Origin of the sequence: Flavobacterium xanthum, assembly GCF_900142695.1 — a bacterium.
Lineage (GTDB): Bacteria > Bacteroidota > Bacteroidia > Flavobacteriales > Flavobacteriaceae > Flavobacterium > Flavobacterium xanthum.
The window spans coordinates 123,589-140,048 of sequence record NZ_FRBU01000004.1 but is presented as its reverse complement, the minus strand read 5'-3'; the positions used below and the strand labels follow the sequence as shown (position 1 = coordinate 140,048).

Annotated in this window: 15 protein-coding genes; 10 read left to right on the top strand and 5 right to left on the bottom strand. The window is 35.1% G+C overall.

Features of this window, described 5'->3' with window-relative positions; genetic code table 11:
• The first annotated feature begins 245 nt into the window (after positions 1-245).
• From BUC11_RS03090 to BUC11_RS03055, 8 genes are all read left to right on the top strand, one after another.
• The gene (locus BUC11_RS03090; RefSeq protein ID WP_073351795.1) at positions 246-1,079 is read left to right on the top strand and encodes a universal stress protein; all 834 of its coding nucleotides are present in this window, start codon (positions 246-248) and stop codon (positions 1,077-1,079) included.
• A gap of 138 nt (positions 1,080-1,217) precedes the next feature.
• Positions 1,218-2,219, top strand: a complete 1,002-nt coding sequence (locus BUC11_RS03085) for a sodium:calcium antiporter (RefSeq protein WP_073351793.1) — start codon at positions 1,218-1,220, stop codon at positions 2,217-2,219.
• Between the two features lie 4 nt (positions 2,220-2,223).
• Positions 2,224-4,818, top strand: coding sequence for a cation-translocating P-type ATPase (locus tag BUC11_RS03080; protein WP_073351791.1), 2,595 nt, complete (start codon positions 2,224-2,226; stop codon positions 4,816-4,818).
• 289 nt (positions 4,819-5,107) lie between these two features.
• Positions 5,108-5,890, top strand: a complete 783-nt coding sequence (locus BUC11_RS03075; RefSeq protein WP_073351789.1) for an MlaE family ABC transporter permease — start codon at positions 5,108-5,110, stop codon at positions 5,888-5,890.
• A 6-nt stretch (positions 5,891-5,896) separates the two neighbouring features.
• The gene (locus tag BUC11_RS03070) at positions 5,897-6,649 is read left to right on the top strand and encodes an ABC transporter ATP-binding protein (RefSeq protein ID WP_073351787.1); all 753 of its coding nucleotides are present in this window, start codon (positions 5,897-5,899) and stop codon (positions 6,647-6,649) included.
• A gap of 8 nt (positions 6,650-6,657) precedes the next feature.
• Positions 6,658-7,650 (top strand): MlaD family protein, encoded by a 993-nt coding sequence (locus BUC11_RS03065; RefSeq protein WP_073351786.1) that lies wholly within the window; start codon positions 6,658-6,660, stop codon positions 7,648-7,650.
• Positions 7,651-7,699: 49 nt separating this feature from the next.
• Positions 7,700-8,737: a glycoside hydrolase family 130 protein gene (locus tag BUC11_RS03060; RefSeq protein ID WP_073351784.1), complete on the top strand. Its 1,038-nt coding sequence runs from the start codon at positions 7,700-7,702 to the stop codon at positions 8,735-8,737.
• Between the two features lie 12 nt (positions 8,738-8,749).
• Positions 8,750-10,966, top strand: a complete 2,217-nt coding sequence (locus BUC11_RS03055; RefSeq protein WP_073351782.1) for a glycosyltransferase — start codon at positions 8,750-8,752, stop codon at positions 10,964-10,966.
• Between the two features lie 183 nt (positions 10,967-11,149).
• Here the strand turns inward: BUC11_RS03055 and BUC11_RS03050 are convergent, their stop codons facing one another.
• The gene (locus BUC11_RS03050; protein WP_073351780.1) at positions 11,150-12,274 is read right to left on the bottom strand and encodes a cysteine desulfurase family protein; all 1,125 of its coding nucleotides are present in this window, start codon (positions 12,272-12,274) and stop codon (positions 11,150-11,152) included.
• A 19-nt stretch (positions 12,275-12,293) separates the two neighbouring features.
• Positions 12,294-13,214: an EamA family transporter gene (locus BUC11_RS03045; protein ID WP_073351778.1), complete on the bottom strand. Its 921-nt coding sequence runs from the start codon at positions 13,212-13,214 to the stop codon at positions 12,294-12,296.
• 205 nt (positions 13,215-13,419) lie between these two features.
• Between BUC11_RS03045 and BUC11_RS03040 the strand changes: the two genes are divergently transcribed.
• A complete protein-coding gene (locus BUC11_RS03040) occupies positions 13,420-14,364 on the top strand; it encodes a hypothetical protein (RefSeq protein ID WP_073351776.1) in 945 nt (314 codons plus the stop codon).
• Between the two features lie 138 nt (positions 14,365-14,502).
• Here the strand turns inward: BUC11_RS03040 and BUC11_RS03035 are convergent, their stop codons facing one another.
• Together BUC11_RS03035 and BUC11_RS03030 are read right to left on the bottom strand one after the other, a co-directional pair.
• A complete protein-coding gene (locus BUC11_RS03035) occupies positions 14,503-15,054 on the bottom strand; it encodes a Smr/MutS family protein (protein ID WP_073351775.1) in 552 nt (183 codons plus the stop codon).
• The gene (locus tag BUC11_RS03030) at positions 15,047-15,229 is read right to left on the bottom strand and encodes a hypothetical protein (protein WP_073351773.1); all 183 of its coding nucleotides are present in this window, start codon (positions 15,227-15,229) and stop codon (positions 15,047-15,049) included. Before BUC11_RS03030 ends, BUC11_RS03035 begins: the two co-directional genes overlap by 8 nt.
• A 118-nt stretch (positions 15,230-15,347) precedes the next feature.
• Between BUC11_RS03030 and BUC11_RS03025 the strand changes: the two genes are divergently transcribed.
• Positions 15,348-15,623, top strand: coding sequence for a DUF2752 domain-containing protein (locus BUC11_RS03025; RefSeq protein ID WP_317041222.1), 276 nt, complete (start codon positions 15,348-15,350; stop codon positions 15,621-15,623).
• Between the two features lie 18 nt (positions 15,624-15,641).
• On the opposite strand, the gene BUC11_RS03020 is transcribed toward BUC11_RS03025, so the two are convergent.
• Positions 15,642-16,340, bottom strand: coding sequence for a DUF1003 domain-containing protein (locus BUC11_RS03020; protein ID WP_073351768.1), 699 nt, complete (start codon positions 16,338-16,340; stop codon positions 15,642-15,644).
• Positions 16,341-16,460 lie beyond the last annotated feature (120 nt).

Genomic DNA, 16,460 nt, shown 5'->3' with positions numbered 1-16,460 from the left:
GTTATTTCCGATTTTAGCCTAGAAAATAGAAATGAAAACTTAAAAAACTATCTTAAGTTTCTAAAAAAGTTGCATCGCGAATAGGTCGCAGCATAAAAGTTAAAAATTAAATTACAATTGGAAAAAAGAAAAGAACTGTTGAAAATTCAAATGATCCCTTAGCATTTGAAAAAATACAGTCAAATAGCAATTTGAACGACGTGTATTGGATGACTTAGATAAGTAGCAAACTAAAAATTAACACTATGAAAACGATACTTTGTCCAACCGACTTTTCTTTACTGGCAGATTCTGCTATACATTATGCTGTAAAAATGGCGACCGTATTTGATGCTTCATTAATTTTATACCATTGCTTTATTCCTTTTGAAAGTGCTTTTTATCCCCTTAATTCAAGCACTCAAGAAAATTTAGATACTAAAACAATTTTAACCAACCACCTTACTGCTATCATGAATTCGATAATGGATAAAAATCCAAATCTTCCCATAACCATTCATGTGGATCAAGGTCCTGAAGGCATTAAGATTCCGAAATTTTGTAAAAAAAATAAAATAGATTTAATAGTAATGGGCACAAAAGGAGCTAGTGGGTTAAAAGAAAAAATCATTGGTAGTTTTACTGCCGAGGTAATGACCAAAGCTTCCTGCCCCGTATTAGCCATTCCTGAAAAATATAAATTCAAGATCCCAAAAAAAATAACTTTTGCCTCCAATTATAATAAAAAGGACAAAAAGGTTCTCTCTCAATTACTGGAATTAAACAAGCTTTTCAATGCTACCATTACCATTCTTCATGTCGACAAGGGAATCCTAGCGTTTACTGCAGATGAAGACTTTGACAATTATAAAAATACAATCCAAAACCATTTTAAAGATTTTGAATTCACTTTCAAACATAGTACAGGAGAGAACGTAGCAAAAATCATTTTAGAAGAGACAGTAGCCGATAAAACGGATTTGATTGTAATTAATCCCTTAAAAAGAAAAGGTTTTTGGAATCGTATTTTTTACTCCAGTATAACAAAAAAAACAGCCTATCTAATCGCCAAGCCTTTACTGAGCATTCCAGTGCAATAATTATCGTCATCCTGTTCCTAATTTAAGATAAATAATACAATTAAAATTCAATATAATTGGCTAGCAGTCCATCCTATTCCTATTGCCCGTAACGATAAGTAAGAAATTCAAAGATTCTAACATACTAATTATTTCCACATGAATGCTATCTATCTGGACATTCTCGGGTTTATCCTAGCCACAGCGGTAATAGTAGCAACGGGCTCACGGCTATCTAAGTATGGTGATATGATGGCCGATATGTTAGGTTGGGGAAAAATGTTTATGGGCATTGTTCTTTTGGCATCGGTAACATCTATGCCCGAACTAATGAATGGAATTAGCGCTGTGGTTTTTCTTGATGCTCCAGATCTTGCCGTTGGCGATATTGTAGGAAGCTGTGCTTTCAATATCCTTATTATTTCTATTATGGATTTATTTTACGACCATAAAAAACCACTAACATCGGTTGCCCAAACAGGTCATGTGATTGCAGCATCCTTTGGCATCATACTATTGAGTTTGGTCGCTTTTGCAATTTTAATGCCCGATATTTTTGGAACCATTTTATGGATTGGAGAATTCAGCTTACTCTTTCTTTTATTTTACGTCATAGCCATTCGCGTAATATTCTCTTATGATAAAAAAGAAAGTCATCATCGGGAAGAAAGAAAAAACACCTACACGCTAACACTAAAACAAGTCGTGCGAAGGTATATAATGAACGCACTTGTACTAATGGGAGCTGCAATGCTGCTGCCTTATTTTGGAGAACACTTGGCCGAGGCCAGTGGAATGGGACAAAGTTTTTTTGGCACTTTATTTATTGCTGCTTCTACTTCACTTCCGGAAGTAGTAGTATCCATAGCGGCCATTCGACTGGGAACCATTGATCTAGCAATTGGTAATATTTTTGGCAGTAATATTTTTAATATTGCCATTTTGGCCATTGATGATATTCTATATACGAAAGGCCCTATCCTTCAATTTACTAGTCCCAACCATATTATACCAGTCCTAGGGACGATAATTATAACTGCCATTGGCATTATCGGCATCGTATTCAAGGAAGAAAAAAAATGGAAACTCGCCATAGACACTGCTCTAATAGCATTAGTGTATGTATTAATGATGATTTTATTATACTATATAAAAGATTAAAATTATGAACTGGCATTTACTCCCAATATCAGAAATAACTCAATTGCTAAATACAACTCCAAGCGGTATTGATCCAGTAGTAGCCGCTGAGCGCTTGCGCGAACAAGGAAAAAATCAAATTGAAGACACAAAAAAGAAGAGTATTTTTAAAATGATTTTATCTCAGTTTTCTGATTTCATGATTCTTATTCTTGTAGCGGCAGCTATTATTTCAGGCGTTATAGGTGATGTTACGGATACAATTATTATACTAGCTATCGTCATTATTAATGCAGCTGTAGGATTTATTCAGGAATATCGAGCAGAAAAAGCGATGGAAGCCTTAAAAAACATGGCAGCAAACCATGCTCATATTTTACGTGAAGGAAAAATGATGAACATTCCTGCAACAGATCTCGTGGTAGGAGATGTCATAATGTTAGAAGCAGGGAATATTATTCCAGCAGATGTCCGGTTTTTTGAAACGCATCAAACAAAAGTGGATGAATCAACGCTAACAGGCGAATCCAATAATGTAGAAAAAAATACAGAAGAACTTCCCGAAGGAAATTATGCCCTTGGCGACCAGACCAACATGGGTTTTAAAGGAACTTCAGTTACTAATGGGAGAGGCCTTGCTTATGTCGTGGCAACTGGAATGCAGACCGAGTTGGGCCATATTGCAAAAATGATCCAGACCGATGAAACCACCACTCCCTTGCAGAAAAGATTAGCTGCTTTTGGCAAACGATTGTCCGTAGGCATACTGTTGATTTGCACCATCATTTTTATGATTGGTTGGCTGCGTGGCGAAGCTATTTTGACTATGCTAATCACTTCTATTTCACTTGCAGTTGCTGCCATTCCTGAAGCTTTACCAGCATTAGTAACAATAGCATTAGCTTTTGGAGCTAAGAAATTGGCAAAACACAAGGCCCTTATCCGTAAGTTACCCGCTGTAGAAACATTAGGTTCTGTGACCTACATCTGCTCTGATAAAACAGGTACTTTGACCCTCAATAAAATGACTTTACAGGAATTTTATGAAACTTCGACCGCAAATTATCAGACGGTTTTTAAAGATCAAAACAGACTGCTTCACGCAATTGCTTTGAATAATGATGTATCAAAAGAAGAAAACGGAAAATGGTTAGGAGATTCGACTGAAGTAGCGTTGGTCGAATATGCGTTCGATAAGAGTTTTAATCGAGGTGATTTAGAAAAAATTTATCCGCGAATTGCAGAATTACCTTTTGATTCCAAAAGAAAATGCATGACTACAATTCATCAAATTAGTAATCCTGACGCCGATCAAAGCGCTACAATGATTGTATTAACAAAAGGAGCCGTTGATGTCTTGTTTGACAAGTTGAATGCCGATCAAAAATCACATATTCCAGAATTGGAACGTAAAGTAAATGAGATGGCTGCAAAAGGCTATCGAGTTTTGGGATATGCAATGAAAACAATTTCATCACTTCCGCAGCATTTAGATCCAGATGAAATCGAAACAGAGCTAACGCTTATTGGCTTTGTTGGGATGATCGATCCACCTCGCGAAGAAGCAAGGCAAGCCGTATCCGAGTGTAAAGAAGCGGGCATTATTCCAGTGATGATTACCGGCGACCACAAGCTTACTGCTAAAGCTATTGCTGCAAAACTGGGTATTATTTCTTCCGAGGAGGACCTAGCCCTTACTGGTTCTGAATTAGCAGTGTTAAACCAAATTGAGTTTGAAGAAATCGTGACAAAGGTTCGCGTTTATGCACGTGTTAATCCCGAACAAAAATTAAGAATCATCACTGCCTTACAATCTAAAAATCACTTTGTAGCGATGACTGGCGATGGTGTCAACGATGCTCCAGCGCTTAAAAATGCTGATATTGGCATTGCGATGGGTATCAACGGTACAGAAGTTTCCAAAGAAGCTTCGCACATGATTTTACTAGATGATAATTTTGCCACCATCGTAATTGCAGTTAAGCACGGCAGGAAAATATTCGATAATATTCTGAAATTTATAAAGTATATTATGACTGGAAATTCAGGAGAAATATGGGCTATATTTTTGGCACCGTTCTTTGGTTTACCCATACCATTACTGGCCATTCACATTCTTTGGATTAACCTAATCACAGATGGCTTGCCTGGGTTGGCCTTAGCCTCTGAACCAGCAGAAGCAAATATTATGAAACGACTGCCTAGAAATCCGAAGGAAAATATTTTCTCAAATGGAATGGCAGTGCATATTTTATGGGTAGGATTTTTAATGGGAGTAGTCACCATCGGAATGCAGGCTTATGCCATACATGTGGCGAACTCGCATTGGCAAACGATGGCATTTACCGTTCTTTGCTTTAGCCAATTGGGTCATGTAATGGTCATTCGATCTAGCCAAGATTCTATTTTTAAAATTGGTTTTTTCTCTAATAAGCCCATGATTATCGCTTTAGCAATAACGGTTTCACTTCAATTAATGATAATTTATACTCCTTTATTTAATGGGATTTTTAAAACACAACCGCTAACTTTAGGAGAATTGACCCTAACATTAGCGGTATCAAGTATTGTTTTTTGGTCGGTAGAAATAGAGAAATGGCTAAAAAACAAGAATAAATAAATCATAAGTTTTTTTATTGCGATTTATACTTTTGAAACAAAAAAAATCATAGGCCGTTCATGGCTTGTGAACTACTTTAACGACTAGTGCTAATTATAAAGCAAGGAATTCTTTTTGTTACACAATTAGGAGAAACGTTTCAAAATCGTCTTCATTTTTTTAAATTGAATTTTTATCGACAAAATCCTTTAAATAACAGACAAACAACACCTTTAAGCACTGATAATCAGACAAAATAATTATGTATATTTGAGTAGCTGATTTCTGTTAAAAACTAATTCATTTGCTTATGAATACATTTTCTAAAATAACTGAATTATTCAATGCTTTTTTACTTGAAGTTGGCGAACTCTCCTACTTCGCGGGTCGGTTTTTTCAAGAGACTTTTAAACGTCCTTTTGAATTTAAAGAGTTTTTAAGGCAGTGTTACAATATGGGAAATCGTTCTTTGCTACTTGTAGCTGTTACGGGATTTATAATTGGGTTGGTATTTACATTGCAATCTCGTCCTACATTACAGGAATTTGGCGCTGTATCCTGGATGCCTTCGATGGTTAGTATTTCGTTGATTCGAGAAATTGGTCCTATAATTACAGCATTGATTTGTGCGGGACGAATCGGTTCTGGAATTGGCGCTGAATTAGGCTCAATGCGCGTTACGGAACAAATAGATGCCATGGAAGTTTCAGGTACTAATCCTTTTAAATATTTGGTAGTTACCCGAGTATTAGCCACTACTTTTATGCTTCCTATTTTAGTTTTTTTTGGAAACGCAATCGCCATTTTTGGTTCTTTTCTGGTAGAAAATATCAAAGGGAAAGTTTCTTTTTTATTGTATTACAATCAGGTTTTTAATGCGTTGGAATATGGTGATTTAATTCCAGCAACTATAAAAACATTCTTTTTCGGTTTTGCCATTGGATTAGTGGGTTGTTACAAAGGATATTATTGCAAAAAAGGGACGGCTGGCGTAGGTTTGGCGGCTAATTCTGCTGTCGTTTTCACTTCGATGTTGCTCTTTATTATTGATTTTATGGCTGTTTTTATTACTGATATATTTTATGACTTATAACTGATTATGGATACATTACTACAAAATCAAAAATCAATCATAGAGATCAAAGACCTCCGAAAAAGCTATGGTTCTAACGCTGTTTTAGCTGGTTTTAATATGGTGCTCCGTGAAGGGGAGAATCTCGTGATTATGGGAAAATCAGGTTCTGGAAAATCTGTGATGATAAAGTGTTTGATAGGACTAGAGCAGCCTGACGGTGGCTCGATCACTGTGATGGAAAATGATATTAGTAAACTCGATCGAGAAGAACTGGATGATCTTCGAACGGAAGTTGGATTTCTTTTCCAAGGAAGTGCCCTTTACGATTCGATGACGGTCCGGGAGAATTTAGAATTTCCGTTGCGACGCCACAAAAAAAAGTTTGGTGTTATCAAGGATACTACTCCAATGGTAATGGAAGCATTAGAGAACGTTGGGCTAGCAAACACAATCAATCTAATGCCTGAAGAACTATCGGGAGGAATGAAAAGGCGAATTGCGTTAGCCCGAACTTTAATTCTGCAACCTAGAATAATTTTATATGACGAACCTACTACAGGCTTAGACCCCATAACTGCGAAAGAAATTTTGCTGCTCATGATGTCTATCCAACAAAAATACAACACCTCGGCTATAATTATCACGCATGATGTGGATTGTGCTCGAATGATTTCTAACCGTATGATTTTACTAGTGGATGGCATTAATTATATCGAAGGCACTTTTGAGGAACTATCCACTTCAAAAGATGCAAAAGTACAAGCTTTCTTTAAATAACAATAAAAATGGAAAAAACAACATCCCAAAAATTGCAACTTGGAGTTTTTGTCATAATCGGGCTATTATTGTTTATACTCGCTGTGTATTTCATTGGCGATAAAAAACAAATGTTTGGAAAAACCAATCACTTATCCGCAGTTTTTAATAATGTCAATGGCTTGCAACTAGGCAATAATGTACGTTTTTCTGGAATCAATGTGGGAACGGTACGTGGAATAGAAATGATTAACGATACCGCTATTAGAGTCGATATGCTGATTGACAAAACTATTTTTCCACTTATTCGAAAAAATGCTGTTGCTACAATAGGTTCCGATGGTTTAGTGGGAAACATGATTATTAATATCCTTCCAGGAAAAGAAGGGGCGGCCTCTATACTACCTGGAGATCAAATTGCCACAATAAATCGAATACGAACAGAAGACATGCTCATTACTCTTGACAAGACCAACAAAAATGCAGCACTTCTTACAACAGATCTACTCAAAATAACAAATGAAATCAATCAAGGAACGGGCACTGTAGGCTTATTGATTAAAGATAGTACACTGGCAGGAGATTTGAGACAAACGATGCACTATTTGAAAATTACAGGAAAAGGTAGTTCAGAATCGATCCTTAAATTAAACCGAATTATTTCATCACTTGAAAATAAAAATAATGTGATTGGTGTTTTAAAAGATACGGCAGTGGCCAATAGTATTAAGTCAGTAGTCCAAAATTTAAAGCAATCAAGTAGTCAAATCAATAATGTAATAGGTAACCTCGACACAACAGTAGTCAACATCAAAGGCGGAAAAGGGGCGATCAATTACCTTTCAAACGATCCACAATTAGTAAGAAAAATAGATTCCACAATGGATAATATTAAGGAATCTAGTTTCCGCTTAAATGAAAATTTAGAAGCCTTAAAACATAATTTTTTATTTCGCGGGTATTTTAGAAAACAGGAAAAAGCAAAATTAAAGGAACAAAAAAAGGAAGAGGAGCAAAAATAAATAGTAGCTACTAATTTGATTTTTAAACGATTTAAAAGACGGTTGAAGCATGGTTACGATAGAAAAATTAGGGATAATTATGGGGCCTACAGACAAGCCATTTGAAAATAACGGTGTGTTTAATCCTGGCATTTATCAAGAAGGAAATACAATTCACGTGTTATACCGAGCAGTAGAACATGGCAATTATTCAACCGTAGGTTATGCTAAGTTAGAGGGACCAACCAAGCTTGTTGAACGCCAGGAGCAGCCAGTAATTAGGCGCGATTTTGAATATGAAAAACACGGTATAGAAGACCCCCGCATTGTGAAAATTGAAGATACTTATTACATAACGTATACCGCTTATGACGGCGTTAATGCTATGGGAGCACTAGCTACTTCTAAAGATTTGATTCATTTCGAGAAACACGGCATTATTACACCGCATGTCAATTACAATGAATATGAAAGTTATGTGAATTGTTGTGATCATAGCAAACTCAATCCAAAATACCACCAATATTACAATCTTTTTGCACAGATAGGATTAGTGTCAGATGAATTCAGGTTGCTCAGGGATAAAGATGTCGTCCTCTTTCCAAGGAAAATAAATGGAAAGTTTGTCCTGTTACACCGCATTTGGCCAGGAATTCAAATCGTAGAATTTGAGCATTGGAAGGACTTAACCGAATCATTTTGGAGAGAATACATTATTAATTTAGTGGATTATATTGTATTAGATCCAAAAGATATTTTTGAAGTAAATTATATCGGAGCAGGTGGCCCGCCTATTGAAACGGAATACGGATGGTTGCTTATTTACCATGGTGTACAAGAAACTACTAAAGGAAAAACATACCATGCTAAAGCCGCTTTATTACAATTAGACAATCCTAAAATTGAGCTTTCAAGACTGCCCTTCCCGCTATTTTCACCAACTAAAAAATGGGAAATGGAAGGTAAAGTCAGCAATGTTGTCTTCCCCACCGGACATGCTTTATTTGGGAACGATCTTTACATTTATTATGGTGTAGGAGATAAACATATTGCTGTAGCCAAATTAGATATCAATGAATTACTTCTCGAATTGAGAAAACAACCTTAAAAATAAACTGCTATGAAATTCGAGACAGGAATAAAAATGTTAATTGTAAGCTCCTATCCGCCTAGAGAATGTGGAATAGCTACTTTTACCAATGATATTGCTAATGCGGTCAATATCGTCTTTGGAGATACGCTTCCAGTTGAAGTATGTGCTTTGCAAGATAGAGAACAAGAATTTCAGTATCCTGACGAAGTTAGTTACGTCCTGCCGGTTGACTCCTTAGTTCATTACAGGTTGGTTGCCGAAAAAATAAATGAACGCAATGACATTGGACTTGTTTGTATTCAGCATGAATTTGGCCTTTTTAAAGGAGAGTATGGTGATCATATCCTCTCCTTTATATTAGCCCTTAACAAACCAATTGTAACCGTTTTTCATACCGTTCTGCCTACTCCGAATGAGAAAAGAAAAAAAGTCGTGTATGCCATTACTGATTTATCAGATAAAGTCGTGGTGCTAACCAAAAATTCGAAAGAAGTCTTAGCCGCATATTACAACTGTCAATCCTCTAAAATTATGGTTATTCCTCATGGCAATCACACTGTACTTTGGGAACAAAAAAAAATACTTAAAAATAAATACGGGTTCAAGGATAAAATTGTTTTGTCAACCTTTGGGTTAATAAGCGAAAATAAAGGAATAGAAACCGTATTGCATGCATTGCCAGAAATTGTGGCGCATCATCCCGAAGTTATCTATTTAATCATAGGAAAAACGCATCCAGAAATTTTAAAAAGAGAGGGCGAGAAGTACCGTCATACCCTGCAATCTATTGTAAAAGATAAACATTTAGATAACAATGTGATTTTCATCAATGAGTATCTTAAATTACAACAGTTACTCGAATTTTTAACGCTATCCGAAATTTATTTATTCAGTTCCAAAGATCCAAATCAAACCGTCAGCGGGACTTTTGCCTATGCCATGAGTAGCGGATGTGCCGTCATTTCAACTCCTATACCACATGCTGTTGAGTCCTTGGGCAACGGCAATGGAATTTTGTTGAAAAATTTTGATAATCCAGAAGAATTTCAAAAATCGATATGCTATCTAATTGAAAATGAAGAACAAAGAATAACCATGGGCAAAAACGCTTTTTCAATGGCTCGTGCTACAAATTGGGAAAATATAGCCATACAATACCGGCTTTTATTTGATTTATTAACAAATCGAGAAGATGATTTACGATTTAATTTCCCACCAATAAGATTAGATCATATCAAAAAACTGACCACCGATTTTGGAATTCTCCAGTTTTCAAAATTTAGCCAGCCCGACCCTGAATCTGGATATACGTTAGATGACAATGCCAGAGCTTTAATTAATATCGTTATGTACAACAAAGCTTTTCCAGCTAATGAAAATTTAAAACTAGCCTTTACGTATTTGAATTTCATAGAAGGAATACAACGAAATGATGGCTGGTTTGACAATTACAAAGATTACAATGGTAAACTAACCAAACAAAACGGAGAAGTAAATCTTGAAGATGCTAACGGCAGGGCCTTATGGAGCTTAGGAACCGTTATCTCTCACAGACAATGCCTGCCGCTGGAGATGATTTGTAGGGCAGTAAAATGCTGGGACAAAGCCATTAAAAAGATTGATAATTTCAAGTCTCCAAGAGCTATTGCCTACGCATTAAAAGGATTGTACCTCTACCATGAAACCTACAAAGACGAAGAAATCAAAAATCATATTGAGAAACTGGCCGATGAACTTTTGCGACATTACAACATCAACTCTGCAGAGGACTGGTGCTGGTATGAAGATTATATGACCTACGCTAATAATGTATTGCCTGAGGCCATGATGTATAGTTATTTAGTCACAAAAAAATCGAAGTATAAAAAAATTGCAATTATAACCTTCGATTTTTTACTCTCCCATTATTTTATGAAAGGACAATTGAAAGTAATATCTAACAGAGGTTGGTTCAAGAAACAAAATGAAAGAAAATTTTATGGCGAACAGCCTATCGAAGTGGCAACAACAATTATCGCCTTGGACTTCTTTTATGAACTGACACAAAACACAAAATACAAAGACCAATTAAAACTGGCTTTTATATGGTTTTTAGGAAACAACCATCTGAAACAAATTATGTATAATCCTGAAAATGGTGCTTCTTATGATGGCCTAGAAGACACGCACATCAATATAAACCAAGGGGCTGAATCCACTTTGTGCTTTTTTAAAGCGCGCTTGATTATGGAAAAATACGCTTGACTGGAATCAGATGGACAAATGAGTAAAAAACGGTATTCAAATAATAGATAAATTAGCCCTAATAACTTCTTATAGAACAATTACATTGTAAATACAAGCTGTTAAGGTTCCTGTTTTTATTAAATCATACGATTATACAGTTGATAATAAAAGGTAGCTCAACTTATAATTATACGTTTATTTTTAAATGGTTTTCAAAGCGTCAATGAGCAAATTAATGTCTTCGCGTGTGTTACTATGACTAAAAGAAATACGCAGGCTGGGTTTCTTTAAATCCTCATCAGACAGGATTTCAGCTAAAACGTGAGAAGGTTTTACACTTCCAGATTGGCAGGCGCTTCCTCTAGAAACTGCAATTCCTTTCATATCCAAATGAAAGAGGATCATCGCTGTTTTATCCGCTGCAAAAGGCAATAAAACATTCAAAACTGTATAAAATCCATCGACACCTCCATTAATTGAAAAAGAAGGAAATTCAATTTCAAGTTGCGAAATAAGATAGTTTTTTAATTCTAAAATATGGATTCGTTCCATTTCTAACTTACTATAGGAAACTTCTAAGGCTTTTGCCATTCCAGCGATTTGATGTAAGGCCTCTGTTCCAGCCCGAAGTCCTTTTTCCTGTTCGCCACCAAAGAATAAAGGTTGTAATGCTGAATTTTTTCGAATAAAAGCAAAACCAACTCCTTTTGGCCCATGAAATTTATGTGCGCTAGCCACGATAAAATCAACCGATAGGTTTTGCAAATCAATAGCTGTTTTACCAACTGACTGCACGGTATCCGAATGAAATAATGCACTATGCTCCTTGCAAATACGTCCAACACGTTCTAAGTCTAAAATAGTTCCTGTTTCATTATTTACATGCATTAAGCTCACCAAGGTTTTAGTTTCGTGCGAAAGCAATTCTACCAAATTAGTGATGTCAATCTCACCGTTTGGCTTTATCGCCACATAATCAATCTGAATTCCGAACTCTTTTTCTAAGACTAAAGCGGTATGCAATACGGCATGATGCTCTATTTTACTTGTAATGATACGCTTTACTTTCAAATCTTTTACTGCGGAACGAAGAATCCAATTATTAGCTTCAGTACCACAGGAGGTAAAGATAATTTCCTGAGCCGTAGCACCTAAATTTTTAGCTATTGCTTTTCTAGAAAGCTCCAAGATATTTTTTGCAGCACGTCCCAAACTATGTGTTGAAGATGGATTTCCATAATCCTCTGTTAACACCTTGGTCATTTCTTGTATTACTTCTGGACGAAGTGCTGTTGTAGAAGCGTTATCGAGATATACTTTTTTCATTTTATATAAAATTGTAAAATTATTTGCAACCTTCCACCTTTGTTGCTATCGCTGTCGGTTTCTTGGAAAATAGTATTTTTTCATTAAATACCACGATCGAAACCAAAATCAGAAAATAAGACAAAAATTGAAGGGAACTAATGTGCTCATTGTAGTAAAATAGGGCGAGTAAAAAATTAATAATTGGATTAATATAAATCATAATCCCTACTGAGGAAGAGTTAATTCCTTGAAGTGCATAAAGATTTAAAAACAACGGTATAATCGTAAAAAACACTACAATCATAAACATACAACTGTAAAACAGCGTTTCAGTAGGAACTGCTCCGCTGTACTTAGGATAAAAAGGCAAGAGTACAAGTGCCGTAAAAATCAATTGAATCGTAAGACTTAGGAATTTATCTATACCGCTATTTTTTCGCTGACTCACTAAATACAAAGCATAAGTTGCTGCAGTGATTAGGCTGTAAAACAAGTCTTGAAAATGATTAAAGGAAAGCAAAATACAACTAAAAAAACTGATAGCTACAGCAATCCATTGCCATTTACTCAATGTTTCTTTCAACATAAGAAAGGCAAAAACTGTCGTCACAATAGGACAAATCAAATAGGCTAGCGAGGCAGCACCTACACTAACATGGTTCATCACATAGATGTACACAAACCAATTTGAAGAGAGGAAAACACCACCACCAAGTGTTAGCAAAGCAATACTTTTTTGTTGTTTGGGTGCACAACTTTTAAAGTGATTCCAGTTTTCTCTTAGTACTCTTCTCCGGAAAACTACATTTATGAGTACCATTGTAATCGCACTAAAAAAAACGCGATAAAACAAAATGTCCAAGGACGGATACTGGTGTAAGGGCTTTAAAGCAAAACTAAAAAAACCCCAAACAAAAAAAGCTAAAAAAGCAGCCGAATAATATTTATTAAGTCTCATGAACCGTCTTATATGGGTACAAATATACTGATTTCTATCGGCTTTAGAATAGTACAATTCAATCCAAAATTGAAAAGAAAAGAGTGAATTGATTCCCCTACTTTGAAAATCAAAAAACACAATATGTTGTTAAATACGGTATTTTTAACCGGTATTGTATTTGGTATAAATTAAAAATTCTATTTTTGTTAGAAATTTTATAAAAATGAAAAGAGTTCTAAGCGTATTGGTTTTTGCCCTGTTTTTAATTGGTTGCGATGATGGAAATTTAATTCAAGAAGATATCAATTTTGAAGATGTTGCCGCACAAAAATGCGCCTCAAATACTATCATTTATAAAGTAAAAGACAGCGAAGCTCTTCTTTTTGATGCCACAGGAATCAACTTTCCTGCTGAAACCTCTACCCAGAAATTAGAGATTAATAGTACGAATAGAGTAATTTATCGCTTTTATAATGGTACTGTAACTGCTGCTACATTATGCGAAACAATCCCTCCAGCAACCCCAGTAGTAACTGATCAATGGACGGCTACAGGTGGAACAATAGTCATAAATACTACCGCGATTAAAACTAGAAATGAAACAGAAAACAGTTCTAAAATTACAGGTTATAATCATAATATTACTTTTAAAAACATCACCTTTGATAAAGGAAATGGCATCCAAGTTTATGAAACTTTTGCCTTTGGTGACTACATCCTGAACACAACAGGTTTGCCTTTTGCTTTTACTAAAGTGTTAAAGCAATGTCCAAATTCTAAACAACTATATGATAAAAATAGTAGCGAAGCGCTGATTCTAGACATTGATCCCACTTTGATTACTAATGAAGCTACTCCAATAAACACACCAAGAACCGCCTTAATTAGTAACACTAAAAACAAACTTACCTATCGATTATTCTCTGGTTTGTTGACTGATGATTACTTTTGCAATTCCGTTTATCCCTCTACTCCTGTAGTCCTTGAAGAATGGATTGCAGTAGCTGGAGTTGCAAATATCAGCGGTAAGATTGAAGTGACAACTACTAGTTTTGGGAACGGTTTTAAACATACGGTGATCCTTAAAAATGTAAAAATGAAGAAAGGAAACAGCGATTTTCTTTTGGGTGATAATTATATTTACGGTGAATTATTGACTACCAATTAATGTTGAATTAGACATAAATTAAACGTCCAAATCAATCGTTTTTTAGTCCAACAAAAATCCCGATTTCGAGTCTATTTTCTAATGAGAATTGACTTGAAATCGGGATTTTTTTTCGATTTGCATTAACTGAAAAAGAAATTACATCGCACTTTGTTTGATAAAAACTTCTGTTGCACCTTGACCATATTTTTGATAATTACCTTCCGCAAAAGCAATATTATCATAACGACCTAGTAAGAAATCCAGTTCTGCTTTTAAGACTCCTTCACCAACTCCATGGATGAAAACAATCTTAGGAATCCGATTTCTAATGGCAAATTCTATATGCCGTTTTGCCGTTTCTGTCTGTAAGGTTAGAATATCATAGTTTGACATTCCCCGTTTATTAGGCACTAGTTTTTCGATGTGTAAATCAAACTCTGGAGCCGGAATTTCATGTTTTGATTTTTTTTCCTTTACAAAACTTCGTGCTTTTGGGATCTCTTTTTCTTTAGAAATCTCACTTACATTTACTCTTCTAATTGAATCCATTAAATTACTGGTATCTTGTACTTTAAGTAATTCCTTGACAAAAAATGTCATCATGAATCCATCTGCTGTTTCGATGGTAACTTGGTCTCCATTCATGGACAATACAACGCCATCAATAGCTTCATCAAGTACTGAAACTTTATCTCCTTTATTAAACATTTTCGTCTTCTTTATCTTGATTTTTACTAGGTGTTTTGGCACTCAACTGCATCATTCCCATCATGAAAATCACAATAGCAACAACCATTATGTACACATTTTTTTCTGCACTGACTTGCTCGTATAAAGCAACAATGATGGCAACAATCATTACGGGAATTATAAACTTCTTCATCTTTTAGAATATCAGATTCCAAAAGTAATGAATTTAAAATTACCTACTTATTTTTTCAAACGTTACTTATTTTTTTGTAAAATTGTAAAAAATAAAACCCTTGGATTTAGAAAAATATATGCTCCCGTGTTTAAGCAAAACCCTCTTTGGGATGGAGTGTTTGGGATGCGGTTTTCAGAGGGGTTTTTTACTGTTAGTACAAGGTGATTTTTCCGGCGCTTTCAAGATGTATCCAGCCCTTTTTACGACCTTATTATTTCTGGGAATTGTTGGTTTGAATTTGATTGACAACAATAGAAATTACAGAAAATGGATTATTACCTCCGCTATCTTAAATGGTATTTTTATGATTGGAGGTTATTTTTTTAAACACTATTATTCGCTTTATTTCTGACTTTTTCCCTTCAAAAAATTATTTAATTCTTGACAGAATATCATTCATCATTTCGATTTGGACTTTCTGAATTTCTATTAATTCTTCTTGCTGATGCATAATCAAATGATCTAGTTTTTCATGAAGCATTCGGATTTCAAGTTCTGATTTGAGATTAATCATATAATCTTTTTTGGCTCTTTCCCGATCCTTTTCTTCTTGACGATTCTGGCTCATCATAATTACTGGAGCTTGAAGTGCGGCCAAACAAGATAAAATTAAATTCAATAAAATAAAAGGATAAGGATCAAACCCTTTATTCAGCAAAATATAAATATTTGCTAAAATCCAAAGCATAATAAATACCCCAAAAAGAATAATAAATTTCCAGCTTCCGCCAAAACCTGCCACCTGATCTGCAACTTTTTGACCTACTGTGCGAGCACCTAATTCGTCTTCAACGCCACTCACCAATGATTTGTCTTCGCTCAAAGAATTAATAACCTTTGCCTCCAGATTGGACAACTCTCCTATTTCAACTAGCAAATAATTTGAAATGTATTTCTCTCGATACATATTCAGCTCCTCAATTGCTAAAAATTTAGTTTTATCAAAATCAGGAAAATCATTTTCTATAAGTGCCAATATGGGATTTCGGATTGTTTTTGCCGAAACTTTATCAGCAAGTGGGAATTCTTTCTTAGAAATATCACTAATAAAAGTCAAATTACTTTTCATGGATTGTTATTTATTGGCTAATTTAAAAAAAATACTTTCATTAAAACTACTAATTGGCCCTCGTAGATTATAAAAGAACACAAATACAATTTCACTCTCCTTTTCGAACAATTCGAAGAA

Excerpts from the sequence above, each read along its gene's own strand:
- BUC11_RS03080 (WP_073351791.1), top strand. The coding sequence starts at position 2,224 with ATGAACTGGCATTTACTCCCAATATCAGAAATAACTCAATTGCTAAAT.
- BUC11_RS03045 (WP_073351778.1), bottom strand. The coding sequence starts at position 13,214 with ATGAGACTTAATAAATATTATTCGGCTGCTTTTTTAGCTTTTTTTGTT.
- BUC11_RS03025 (WP_317041222.1), top strand. The coding sequence starts at position 15,348 with ATGCTCCCGTGTTTAAGCAAAACCCTCTTTGGGATGGAGTGTTTGGGA.
- BUC11_RS03050 (WP_073351780.1), bottom strand. The coding sequence starts at position 12,274 with ATGAAAAAAGTATATCTCGATAACGCTTCTACAACAGCACTTCGTCCA.
- BUC11_RS03060 (WP_073351784.1), top strand. The coding sequence starts at position 7,700 with ATGGTTACGATAGAAAAATTAGGGATAATTATGGGGCCTACAGACAAG.
- BUC11_RS03040 (WP_073351776.1), top strand. The coding sequence starts at position 13,420 with ATGAAAAGAGTTCTAAGCGTATTGGTTTTTGCCCTGTTTTTAATTGGT.
- BUC11_RS03020 (WP_073351768.1), bottom strand. The coding sequence starts at position 16,340 with ATGAAAAGTAATTTGACTTTTATTAGTGATATTTCTAAGAAAGAATTC.
- BUC11_RS03030 (WP_073351773.1), bottom strand. The coding sequence starts at position 15,229 with ATGAAGAAGTTTATAATTCCCGTAATGATTGTTGCCATCATTGTTGCT.
- BUC11_RS03090 (WP_073351795.1), top strand. The coding sequence starts at position 246 with ATGAAAACGATACTTTGTCCAACCGACTTTTCTTTACTGGCAGATTCT.
- BUC11_RS03035 (WP_073351775.1), bottom strand. The coding sequence starts at position 15,054 with ATGTTTAATAAAGGAGATAAAGTTTCAGTACTTGATGAAGCTATTGAT.
- BUC11_RS03055 (WP_073351782.1), top strand. The coding sequence starts at position 8,750 with ATGAAATTCGAGACAGGAATAAAAATGTTAATTGTAAGCTCCTATCCG.
- BUC11_RS03085 (WP_073351793.1), top strand. The coding sequence starts at position 1,218 with ATGAATGCTATCTATCTGGACATTCTCGGGTTTATCCTAGCCACAGCG.
- BUC11_RS03065 (WP_073351786.1), top strand. The coding sequence starts at position 6,658 with ATGGAAAAAACAACATCCCAAAAATTGCAACTTGGAGTTTTTGTCATA.
- BUC11_RS03075 (WP_073351789.1), top strand. The coding sequence starts at position 5,108 with ATGAATACATTTTCTAAAATAACTGAATTATTCAATGCTTTTTTACTT.
- BUC11_RS03070 (WP_073351787.1), top strand. The coding sequence starts at position 5,897 with ATGGATACATTACTACAAAATCAAAAATCAATCATAGAGATCAAAGAC.